This is a genomic window from Bacillus cereus group sp. BfR-BA-01347 (assembly GCF_022663835.1).
In the GTDB taxonomy this organism is placed as follows: Bacteria; Bacillota; Bacilli; order Bacillales; family Bacillaceae_G; genus Bacillus_A; species Bacillus_A thuringiensis_K.
Genome location: NZ_JAKUGG010000003.1, coordinates 92368 through 104101, shown reverse-complemented (window position 1 = coordinate 104101; position 11734 = coordinate 92368). Strand labels below are relative to the sequence as shown.

Genomic DNA, 11734 nt, shown 5'->3' with positions numbered 1-11734 from the left:
CAATAGACTATCAGGTCATCATACCTTTAAGCCTAAAATAAAAAAACGTTTAAGAAAACGTTTTCAACAACTTTCATTTATACTGTACCATAACAATTTCTATTAAAAAAGATTTTTTTGAAAATTTTATTATTTAATAGAAAATCTTACAAAATCGTCACGTTCTTGTAATGTTTATCGATAGGAAGTTTGCCAAAATTATTGCATAATAATAGTATAACAACAGAAATTATTCATGAGGTGATATATATGAACGGAAATAAAATATTAGCTGCGTTATCATACTTTAGTGTACTATTTGCCCCTATCTTATTCCCTATTATCGTTTGGATTGTGGGAGACGCTGAAACAAAACCACATGCAAAACGTGCTCTATGGACACACATCATTCCAAGTATCGCTACATTCATTGGCGTAACTATTTTAGGAATTATGGGTCTTGGATCTGATCAACCAGATGTAACACTTGGAATTGGATCAATGATTGTCTTAGCTATTTGCGGAATCATCAGCTTATACTACTTCATCTGGAACATTGTAAAAGGAATTAAAGTGCTGAAAGCTTAATTTTAAACAAATGTTTGTTTAAAAAGGGCCCCTTGCAAATTGCAAGGGGCCTTTTCCAAATTCGTTCACTTTATCTCCTGCGTTTCTTCTTTTTTCTCATCATTTTCTTTCGGCGCGTATTCACTTTATCCGCTATAATGTGGAGCGTACTTGCCACAACAATTCCCATTAAGAACGTTACAATTTCAACCTCATGTTTCTTCGCAATTTCTATTAAATTACCATCCAGTGCGATTACATTTAATAGAAATAAAAATGGAGAAAAGACGATTAACATGTACGCAATACGAATCACATCACCAAGTATAATCGTATGCGTAAAGAAAGATCGATGCGGCATTACTTTCTTATAAGGATACCAAAATATACGTAAGAAACCCCATTTGTTATAAGCATTACTGTACGTATCTAAATCTGGTGTTAAAAATGAAGTACCTACTAAAAAACCAATTGCAAAAGTTAATAAAAAATCAAAATTTGTTAATCCATACGAAAAGAGCAAAAACAAAACAACCGGAAGGGATATTAAGTTTATTTTCGTATGCGTTCTTCCTGATGGCATAATGCACTTCCTCGCTTACGTTCGTCCTGTCACCTTATGACAGGTTTCACCTATTGACCTAATTTCTGATCGATAAATGTTGTGTCTATATCCGAACCAAACCATTCTGCCAACTTCACTCGTGCCTTATTTTTCACATCTTCATTGACGTATAACGACACCTGTATTAGTGCGGCCGTTAACGCCCCCAAATCATCCGTATAGCCAATTCCAGCAATGAAATCTGGAATCGCATCAATCGGTGCAATAAAATAAGCAAGTGCTCCAATTACAATAATTTTCACTCGTTTTGGAACATCGGGTCTTTGTAAAACGTAAAACAGTAATAAACTTGCATAAATGACCGACTGCCCTGCTTGCTTTGCAACATGTTTTACTTTCTTCCAAAACGCTTCAACTGAAAATTTTTGTTTCATGTAAAAGCCTCCCTATTTTTAAAAAGAAATAAGCTAGAATATGTTATCAGTAAAAGTTCATGGAAATTACACAAAACCTATCAATGAACTTTCATTGTAACAAACAAACCAAAAAAGAACAAGTGTTCGTTAATTTTCACACGATTTCCTTCATATAATAGATTTCTAGATAACCCTTACCCATCTTCATTTCTTATTTCTCAACAAAGAAAATTTTCACTTCCACTTAACATTCTGCTCTACCTTTGTTATATTTTCTAGTTGACGGACATATAAACGAATGTTAAAGTTTTCTCTGGTAGTGACAAATCTTATACAAAAAATGTAAAATGTTATAGTGTTTCTCAGAAATGAATTTTGTTGTATAATACAGAAATGACGTTATGCTTATGAGCAACAAAAGAAACCAAAAGGGTATGCATAGTTATAGTCGTATATGGGTGAATATAGAACCTTTAATTATGGCCAAGAAAACTATGTATTTTTTATTTTAGCATTTTTCGCTCCAAAATCGACCAAGCCTGATAGAGAAAGGGTGGAAATGAATGAAAGAAACCTTGAAATCACAATTTCAAAATGTGCGTTTCACTGTATTCGTAGCTTTAGCCTTATGGCTGAAAACTTACCTTATTACACGCACAAGCTTTGATTTAAAACTTGAATCTTTCATGCAAGAATTCATTTTATTCCTTAGCCCATTAGCAGCATCATTACTGCTTGTTGGTCTTGCATTATTTGCAAAAGGGAAAAAACGTAACTATATAGCACTTGGAATTAATTTTGTCTTAACAATCGTTCTTGTTGGTAACGTAATGTTCTACGGATTCTACAATGACTTCGTTACTTTACCGGTGCTAGGACAAACATCTAACTTTGGAAGTTTAGGTTCTAGTGTAAAAGAATTATTTAACTACAAAATTATTCTTGCATTTGCAGACATTATCATATTCTTCGTTCTGTTGAAGAAAATGAAAAACTTTGCACCTACAGAGCGTGTAGCACGCCCGATGCGTTCCCTATACTTCGTATCAACAGTTGCTATTTTCTTCGCAAACTTAGGACTTGCAGAAGCTGAACGTCCAGAATTATTAACACGTTCATTCGACCGCGTTATGCTTGTTAAAAACTTAGGATTATATGTACACCAAGTATACGATCTTGGCTTACAAGCAAAATCAAGTTCACAAAAAGCATTCGCTGACGGTAGTAAATTACAAGAAACAGAAAACTACGTGAAAACAACACAAAGTAAACCAGATCCAAATATGTTCGGTACTGCAAAAGGGAAAAACGTAATTGTTGTCTCTCTTGAGTCATTACAAACATTCTTAATTGGCGCAACAGTTAACGGACAAGAAGTTACACCATTCTTAAACCAATTTACGAAAGAAAGTTATTACTTTGATAACTTCTTCCATCAAACTGGGCAAGGTAAAACATCTGATGCTGAATTCCTAGTAGATACTTCTTTATATCCACTAGACCGCGGTGCTGTATTCTTCACACACGGTAATAATGAATATACAGCAACTCCAGAAATTTTACGTCAGCAAGGGTATCACACGTCGGTATTCCACGCAAACAACGCAACATTCTGGAACCGTAACATTATGTATCCAGCACTTGGTTATGATCGTTACTACAACGAGCTTGACTACAAGATTACGCCAGAAACAAAATTAAACTGGGGATTAAAAGATATCGAATACTTCGATCAATCTATTGATATGTTAAAACAAGTGAAGCAACCATTCTATACTCGCTTCCTTACTTTAACGAATCATTACCCATTCACTTACGATGACAGTACAAAATTAATCGACGAATATAATTCTGGTGATGGAGTATTTGACCGTTACATGGTAACTGCTCGTTACTTAGACGAAGCAATGAAACACTTTATTGAGCGTCTAAAAGCAGAAGGTATTTACGACAACTCAGTAATCGTATTCTACGGTGACCACTACGGTATTTCTGAAAACCATAACCGTGCAATGGCACAGTTCTTAGGAAAAGAAGAAATCACTGCATTTGACCATATGAACTTACAAAAAACACCGATGTTTATTCACGTTCCAGGTCAAAAAGAAGGTAAAACAATTTCGAAACCAACTGGAGAAATTGATATTAAACCAACTATTCTAAACTTACTTGGTGTAGATTCTACAAATGACGTTCGATTCGGTCATGATGTATTCTCACCTGATAATAAAGGATTTGTTGTTCTTCGTGACGGTAGCTTCGTTACAGATAAATACATGTACACAAACAGTACATTCTACGATCGTGCTACTGGCGAAGTTGTACAATTACCGAAAGAAGAATCTCAACCACTAATTGATCGTGCCCAAAATGAATTGAACATGTCTGATAAAATCATTGAAGGTGACTTACTTCGCTTCTCTGAAAGTAATAAGATTAAAACTGGTGAAGTAAAAACAGTTATTAAAGAAGAAAAGAAGAGTGCTGAGTAATCTCAGCCTCTTTTTTTATTTTCTTCCATACAACTACTTATATTCATTAACTTTAAAATTACATAACCTTTACCAAATATCAACATAGCGTTAATGAAGAATCTCTATAATAAAATATGTAAACGAGGTTCTACATATTTCTTATCTTTCATCTTTCGTAAGATCCCTTAAAGAAATGTGTAAATCTTTTGTTTCTACTTTCTTATAATTGTCTTTCAACATGTTTTGTTTCCATACACAAAACATTCAACAAGACAATGTCCCTATGAAAGATAGCTACCCTCCTTGTGCAGCATTCCATAAGAATGTTGCTTTTTTTTATTTAAAAGCAGGATTCTCATTCTTATTTTCGAATTTGTATATACAAAATGCTGTAAAGTGAAACTTTAATCAGCCCTTACCAATCGGGCAGCTACGGGCAGTTATTCGCCCAATTCACTTCTTTGCTCCACCCTAATTTTTAAGTGGAAGTTTTACTGCCCGTTAATGCGGGGTAAATCATCCTTACTTCTCTATGATTTATAAATACATATACGGTCATATGTAGAGAATTGCTTACATAAAAATTACTATAGTAATTTTTATGTCGCATGAATGAAAGTTTCACATTACTTACGTACTTACGAAAGGATGGGACGGAAATTGGCATACGAAAAATTTGTACTTTGGAATGATGAAGTTATTGATACAACAAAACAACAAACGTACATAGAACTTGAAGAGAGAGGTTTGCAGTTCGGAGATGGTGTCTACGAGGTGATTCGCCTATATAAAGGGAACTTTCACTTATTAGATCCGCACATAACGAGATTATATCGCTCCATGGAAGAAATAGAATTATCGCTCCCTTTCTCAAAAGCTGAGCTCATCACTTTACTTTACAAATTAATTGAACGAAATCATTTCCATGAAGATGGCACAATTTATTTGCAAGTATCTCGTGGTGTACAAGCTCGCACACATATATTTTCATATGACAACCCTCCGACAATTTATGCCTATATTACAAAAAAAGAAAGACCAGCATTATGGATTGAATATGGTATACGTGCTATATCAGAACCCGATACTCGATGGCTACGCTGTGACATTAAATCATTAAATTTATTACCAAACGTACTAGCTGCTACGAAAGCTGAACGGAAAGGTTGTAAAGAGGCACTTCTCGTAAGGAATGGTATTGTAACGGAAGGAAGCCATTCCAACTTCTTTTTAATTAAAAACGGAACTCTTTACACACATCCAGCCAATCACCTTATTTTAAATGGCATTATTCGTCAATATGTCCTTTCTTTAGCTAATACTCTTCACATTCCTGTACAGGAAGAACTTTTCAGCGTTCGTGACGTTTATCAAGCAGATGAATGCTTTTTTACAGGCACAACGATTGAAATTTTACCAATGACCCACCTTGATGGGACCGCGATTCAAGATGGGCAAGTTGGGCCTATCACCAAAAAACTGCAAAAATCTTTTAATCAAATCTTGTTACAATCCAATATGACCTCTTCTTAAACACGAATAATTTCTGTCCTTTCATATTCAATATATGCATTTAAATGGAAATCAAGGTGTAATTTTATGCCTTGATTTTTTTCTTGTAATCTTTTTGTCATATTCAGATTCCTATATAAGTCTTGACAGTAATCGACATGCTCTTTAGAATTTTTAACAGTTGGTAAATATTTCTTCACTACATTACAGACAGAAAGGAATCGACAAATTATGAAAAAGTATCTTGCCGGTCTTGCGGCAGTGTCTGTAGCAGGAGGAGCAGCACCTACACTTGATAGTGTTCAAGCTGCACCTGAACAAAATACACAAAAAGCTGCTACAACTGTCCAAGCTTCTGCATCAAACAGCTCATCTTATAAGGTAAACGCGAGCGTATTACATGTTCGTGCAGGATCAAGCACTTCTCACGACATCATCTCACGCGTTTATAACGGTCAATCATTAAACGTGATTGGCGAAGAAAATGGTTGGTTCAAAATTAACATTAATGGACAAACAGGCTTTGTTAGTGGCGAATTTGTATCAAAAAGTGGAGCAGCAAACAACAATGTAAGTACAGGTGGAAACAATAAAGTTACCGCTGATGTATTACGTGTACGTACAGCTCCTAACACATCTAGTTCTGTTTCTGGACGTGTATATGAAGGACAAACATTAAACGTAATTGGACAAGAAAATGGTTGGGTGAAAATTAACCATAATGGACAAGTAGGTTATGTAAGTGGCGAATTCGTATCTGGCGTTTCTTCTAATGCGGGTTCTTCAAACAACAATACGAATAATAACAACCAAGAAGTAAAACCAGCAAGCGGAAACTATACAGTAAATGTATCTTCCCTTCGCGTTCGTACAGGTCCTAGCACTTCTCACACAACTGTAGGTTCTATTACAAAAGGACAAGTAGTACAAGTTGTTGGAGAAGTTCAAGATTGGTTCAAAATCAATTACGCAGGACAAACTGCTTATGTAAGCAAAGACTATGTAACAAAAGGCGGTTCCAACGAAAACGTTACAGAAGGCAACAAACAAGAGCAAAACAATAATGGAACTATTCAAACTGGTGGTTCTTACGTGGTTAACGCTACATCTTTACGTGTTCGTACAGGCCCTGCCGCTTACCATAGTGTAATTGGTGGCGTTTTAAACGGTACAACATTAAACGTAGTTGGATCTGAAAACGGTTGGTTTAAAGTGAATTACCAAGGAAAAACAGGCTTTGTTAGTAGCGAATTTGTAAAATTCGTTAAAGGTGGCACTACTACTCCTGAGCAACCAAAACAACCTGAAAAACCTAACCAAGGTGCAATTGGCGACTACTACATTAATGCTTCTGCACTAAATGTACGTAGCGGCGAAGGTACAAATTATAGAATCATAGGCGCACTTCCACAAGGACAGAAGGTTCAAGTAATCTCTGAAAACTCTGGATGGAGCAAAATTAACTACAACGGTCAAACTGGTTATATCGGAACACGTTATCTGTCTAAAACACCAGTTGGAGGCGCAGTAGATAATAAGCCTAACAATAACCAAAATAACAATCAAAACAATAACAACAATAATAATACAGGCAACAATAGCGGCGACAGTTCTTCCGTACTTGCATACGCAAAATCAATGCAAGGTGTACCATACGTTTGGGGCGGAACTTCTGCTAACGGCGTAGACTGCAGTGGCTACATCTACCACGTATTTAAGAAATTTGGTCATAACATTAGCCGTCAAAGTGTTGCGGGATACTGGAGTAGCCTACCAAAAACTTCAAGTCCACAACCGGGTGACTTAATTTATTTCCAAAACACTTATAAATCTGGTCCTTCACACATGGGTATTTACCTTGGAGGCGGATCGTTTATCCAAGCTGGAGATAAAGGTGTCGCAATCGATTCATTAAGTAAATCTTATTGGAAGAGCCACTTCTTAGGATACACGAAAGCACCTTAATTAATAGTTTCAAAGCCTTCTAATTTACTAGAAGGCTTTTTTGCTATGAGTTCAACATATTACTCCCTTTCTCCTACCTTCTCTCTACAAAAATAATGTATCCATTCTTCTATTTCATACACTTTATTCTGCAAAAACAATGCATAACGTTATCATAATGTATATATTTTCATAAAAAACATAACCTATTTCATGTCTATTTATTTTATATGTGTTTTTTTGAAGAATTTTCTTTTTATTTAAACTTTTCATTAGACGTTTGACCTCCGATGTCCATTATGATAAGTTACTAAAGATGTTATATTCGTAAACGTATAGACAACTGGTTTATACACTGTTTTTACTATGAGGAAGGAGCATACACTGCATGAATCTTTTATGGGGAATTGGCGGCGTGATTGGAGTATTAGCAATTGCTTTCTTACTATCTTCCAACCGCAAAGCTATTAATTGGCGCACAATTTTAATTGCGCTAGCATTACAAATGTCATTTTCATTTATCGTATTACGATGGGACGCTGGTAAAGCAGGTTTAAAACACGCTGCTGACGGTGTTCAAGGATTAATTAATTTTTCTTACGAGGGAATTAAGTTCGTTACTGGGGATTTAGTCAACGCAAAGGGACCTTGGGGATTTGTATTCTTTATTCAAGCACTACTTCCAATCGTATTTATTAGTTCATTAGTAGCAATCTTATATTATTTCGGTATTATGCAGAAATTTGTTAGCATCGTTGGTGGTGCATTAAGTAAACTTCTTGGAACTTCTAAAGCAGAAAGCCTAAACTCAGTAACGACTGTATTTTTAGGACAAACTGAAGCTCCAATCTTAATTAAACCTTACTTAGCACGCTTAACAAATAGTGAATTCTTCACTATTATGGTAAGCGGTATGACAGCTGTTGCTGGATCTGTTCTTATCGGTTATGCAGCAATGGGTATTCCGTTAGAGCACTTATTAGCAGCTGCAATTATGGCGGCTCCATCGAGCTTATTAATTGCGAAACTAATCATGCCAGAGACAGAAAAAGTAGATAATAACGTTGAACTTTCTACAGAACGTGAAGACGCAAATGTTATTGATGCAGCTGCACGCGGCGCATCTGAAGGTATGCAACTTGTTATTAACGTAGCAGCAATGTTAATGGCTTTCATCGCATTAATCGCTTTATTAAATGGATTATTAGGATGGGTTGGTTCTCTGTTCGATATTAAACTTAGCCTTGATTTAATCTTTGGTTACTTATTATCACCATTCGCAATCTTAATCGGGGTTTCTCCTGGTGAAGCGATACAAGCAGCAAGCTTTATCGGTCAAAAACTTGCAATCAACGAATTCGTTGCATACGCAAACTTAGGACCACACATGGCAGAGTTCTCTGACAAAACAAATCTAATTTTAACATTCGCAATCTGTGGATTTGCAAACTTCTCTTCTATCGCAATTCAATTAGGTGTAACAGGAACACTAGCTCCTACTCGCCGTAAACAAATTGCACAATTAGGGATTAAAGCAGTTATCGCTGGTACATTAGCGAACTTCTTAAATGCAGCAGTTGCAGGTATGATGTTCCTATAAACTTATATAGAGTCTTCTCTTTCTACAAGAGGAGACTTTTTTCATGCAATCCAAACGTCTTTTATGTATCTATTAATCAATTTATCCTAAATATAAGTACATTATGATACAATAATGTTTAAGTCTTTTTATTTTTCTTATGAAAATAGAGATACTACTTGTTGTTGCCCTTCAAAAGAGTTTCACGGCATGGTCAATTTCTTAATAATTGCGCATACTACAAGTATCTATTGATGAAATAGCTTTAAGGAGGAAAGTTTTGTGAAAGATAAGTTCTATAAAATCCTCTCTATGTGGATTTTACAAATTGTATTTTATTTTACTACTGTATATGTGACGAAATATGAGCATGCGCTCATTTTTACAATAATATACGTAATCGTAAACGTACTATTCTTATTTTTAGCTGACAAAACAGCATTTGTTTTCTTCATACTAGGAACCATTATTTCCGTATTTTATTTGTTTTATCAAGCATGGCTTCATTTATGGAGTACATCAGATCAATGGCAATATATGATTATCCACTTCCTGATGGCAGCTAACTTCTTCATTGTATATATAACAACTCACCTATTGAAAAAAGTGATTCATGAAAATAAAACTTTAACTGAGCGTGTGAGAACATTGGAACAATATATTGGAGAATCCAAATTACTAACAAGACAAGAATTCGAGAGACGCCAAGCGTTATTAACGACTGCAATGAATCGTCGTAATGAAACAGGCTTTATCATTTACTTTGATTTCACTTCCTTTAGTAAATATACGAAGGAAAGTGTTATGGACCGTGTAGCTTCCTTATTAGTTGAAACGGTAAGGAATGATTTTGACCTTGCTGCTGAATATGATAATAATACGCTAGTTATTTTATTACAAAACACAAATGAAGCTGGTGCTGACATTGTAATGAACCGCCTAAAGCCAAAAATGGAGCAATGGCTTGCTGCTGAAGCAATCCGAGATATAAAAATTTCACGCGAGCAAATTGGAAACAAAGGACAGACCCTGTTATGATGACTCTCGTTATACTTCTTTTATTCCTTCTGTTTTGCGTACTCGTTTTTTGGATCAGTATCACATTTTCAATTAAATATGTACTTATTTTTACGGCTTTTCTATTCTCTGGCTTACTCGTTTACTACTCTTTCTTAACAATCGCGGGCCTAATTCACCGAAATAGTAAACGAAAAGATCGTACATTAGAACATTATCCGAGCGTCGATATTTTCATACCTGCCCATAATGAAGGCGTCGTTATTAAAGATACTTTAGAAGCAATGGCTAAGATTGAGTATCCTGGAAAGCTAACTATTTATTTATTAAATGATAACTCTCAAGACGAAACACCTGAAATCGGCGATGATTTTGACAAGGCTTATGCTCATATTCGCCACATTCGTGTTCCCCCTGGTGAACCGAAGGGTAAATCACGTGTACTAAACTATGGGCTTAGTATTTCAGATGGTGAATACTTCTGTGTGTACGATGCAGATAACCAACCTGAACCACACGCACTGCGAATGCTTGTAGAGCACGCTGAAACAACTGAAGATGCTGTTGGAGCTGTTGGACATGTTCGTACAGTAAACGAAAAGCGAAACTGGCTGACGCGAATGATTTCACTGGAATTTCAAATCTTCCAGCTCCTTATGCAATCTGGACGCTGGTTACTATTCCAAACAGGCTCACTGACAGGAACAAATATGCTTCTTCGTCGCTCCGCACTAGAAGAGCTTGGTGGCTATGATCCTTATGCAATTGCAGAAGATGCTGAATTAACATTACGAATTACACAAAAAGGTTATCTCTTACCAATCGTCCCAGAATCAGTTACTTGGGAACAAGAACCAGAGCATTTAAAAATTCTTATTAAACAACGTACACGTTGGCTCCAAGGGAATTTATATATTTTAGAAAAAATGTTCTCATCATTAAGTTTCTTTAAAGGAAAGCTGCTTGTTCATTCCTTACAACAAGTTCTAGTGTATGTTGTATTTTGGCTATTCCTAATCATTTCAAACGTTTGGTTTGTAATTGGGATACTCGGGATATTCCAAATTCAATATAGCATTCCGCTACTATTTATGTGGTATGTCGCATATATTACATATGTTTCTCAATTATTTAGTGCCCAGAGTGTCGAACGAACCTTTACACCGACTAATATTTTTATTAGCGTTATTATGTACTTTACGTACGCACAGCTCTTTACGTACTTATTTATTCGTAGCTTAATCTTATACTTACGTGCAAAGAGCAAGAAACAAGTCATTGGCTGGGATAAGACAGTTCGATTTAAAAAAGATAAATAATAAAAATAAGCACAGAGCGCCGTATGCTCTGTGCTTATTTATTGCCGTATAAATTATATATCAGACAATACCCCTTAGCTGAAAGTAATTTCACGTCCATCCCCCAACGAACGATCGACCTTCATTTATATACGAAAAAGTGATTGCTATTTTTGTAGAACCAATTGCTTCTCTTGCTGTTCTTTGCGCGTTTCAGTCTTAGGTTCCGTGCTTTCTTGGACACTACGATGTGCCACACGTTTCAAACAAATATGCTTCCACTTTCTTTCGTAACGTTTCATTATTCTAGATGTCCCCCTTGAATGCGCTTTAAAACTATTTGAAATCGCTTACAGGAAATAATATAGCACATATATATAAAA

Annotated in this window: 9 protein-coding genes; 7 read left to right on the top strand and 2 right to left on the bottom strand. The window is 35.6% G+C overall.

The window, feature by feature from the left end; genetic code table 11:
- Positions 1 to 249 precede the first annotated feature (249 nt).
- On the top strand, positions 250 to 567 hold the full coding sequence (locus MR143_RS06555; protein ID WP_001014099.1) for a magnetosome magnetite crystal formation protein family: 318 nt from the start codon (positions 250 to 252) through the stop codon (positions 565 to 567).
- A 70-nt stretch (positions 568 to 637) separates the two neighbouring features.
- On the opposite strand, the gene MR143_RS06550 is transcribed toward MR143_RS06555, so the two are convergent.
- Both MR143_RS06550 and MR143_RS06545 read right to left on the bottom strand, forming a co-directional pair.
- Entirely contained in the window at positions 638 to 1129 is a 492-nt protein-coding gene (locus tag MR143_RS06550) for a metal-binding protein (RefSeq protein ID WP_001139059.1), read from the bottom strand.
- 50 nt (positions 1130 to 1179) lie between these two features.
- Positions 1180 to 1545, bottom strand: coding sequence for a YkvA family protein (locus tag MR143_RS06545; protein WP_000810373.1), 366 nt, complete (start codon positions 1543 to 1545; stop codon positions 1180 to 1182).
- 545 nt (positions 1546 to 2090) lie between these two features.
- On the opposite strand from MR143_RS06545, the gene MR143_RS06540 reads away from it, so the two are divergent.
- From MR143_RS06540 to MR143_RS06515, 6 genes are all read left to right on the top strand, one after another.
- Positions 2091 to 4019 carry an LTA synthase family protein gene (locus MR143_RS06540; RefSeq protein ID WP_000665350.1) on the top strand — a complete coding sequence of 643 codons (1929 nt, stop codon included), beginning with the start codon at positions 2091 to 2093 and terminating at the stop codon, positions 4017 to 4019.
- A 630-nt stretch (positions 4020 to 4649) separates the two neighbouring features.
- Positions 4650 to 5534, top strand: coding sequence for a D-amino-acid transaminase (locus MR143_RS06535; RefSeq protein WP_080029564.1), 885 nt, complete (start codon positions 4650 to 4652; stop codon positions 5532 to 5534).
- Positions 5535 to 5744: 210 nt separating this feature from the next.
- The gene (locus MR143_RS06530; RefSeq protein ID WP_000760291.1) at positions 5745 to 7478 is read left to right on the top strand and encodes a C40 family peptidase; all 1734 of its coding nucleotides are present in this window, start codon (positions 5745 to 5747) and stop codon (positions 7476 to 7478) included.
- Between the two features lie 367 nt (positions 7479 to 7845).
- Entirely contained in the window at positions 7846 to 9057 is a 1212-nt protein-coding gene (locus MR143_RS06525) for a NupC/NupG family nucleoside CNT transporter (RefSeq protein WP_242280647.1), read from the top strand.
- A 261-nt stretch (positions 9058 to 9318) separates the two neighbouring features.
- On the top strand, positions 9319 to 10074 hold the full coding sequence (locus tag MR143_RS06520; RefSeq protein ID WP_000653233.1) for a nucleotidyl cyclase domain-containing protein: 756 nt from the start codon (positions 9319 to 9321) through the stop codon (positions 10072 to 10074).
- On the top strand, positions 10071 to 11372 hold the full coding sequence (locus MR143_RS06515; RefSeq protein ID WP_242280646.1) for a glycosyltransferase family 2 protein: 1302 nt from the start codon (positions 10071 to 10073) through the stop codon (positions 11370 to 11372). The genes MR143_RS06520 and MR143_RS06515 overlap by 4 nt, the downstream gene beginning before the upstream one ends.
- The last annotated feature ends 362 nt before the right edge of the window (positions 11373 to 11734 follow it).

Bases quoted from the DNA above. Each gene is read 5' to 3' on its own strand.
- MR143_RS06550 (WP_001139059.1), bottom strand. From the start codon at position 1,129: ATGCCATCAGGAAGAACGCATACGAAAATAAACTTAATATCCCTTCCG.
- MR143_RS06545 (WP_000810373.1), bottom strand. From the start codon at position 1,545: ATGAAACAAAAATTTTCAGTTGAAGCGTTTTGGAAGAAAGTAAAACAT.
- MR143_RS06535 (WP_080029564.1), top strand. From the start codon at position 4,650: ATGGGACGGAAATTGGCATACGAAAAATTTGTACTTTGGAATGATGAA.
- MR143_RS06515 (WP_242280646.1), top strand. From the start codon at position 10,071: ATGATGACTCTCGTTATACTTCTTTTATTCCTTCTGTTTTGCGTACTC.
- MR143_RS06555 (WP_001014099.1), top strand. From the start codon at position 250: ATGAACGGAAATAAAATATTAGCTGCGTTATCATACTTTAGTGTACTA.
- MR143_RS06530 (WP_000760291.1), top strand. From the start codon at position 5,745: ATGAAAAAGTATCTTGCCGGTCTTGCGGCAGTGTCTGTAGCAGGAGGA.
- MR143_RS06525 (WP_242280647.1), top strand. From the start codon at position 7,846: ATGAATCTTTTATGGGGAATTGGCGGCGTGATTGGAGTATTAGCAATT.
- MR143_RS06540 (WP_000665350.1), top strand. From the start codon at position 2,091: ATGAAAGAAACCTTGAAATCACAATTTCAAAATGTGCGTTTCACTGTA.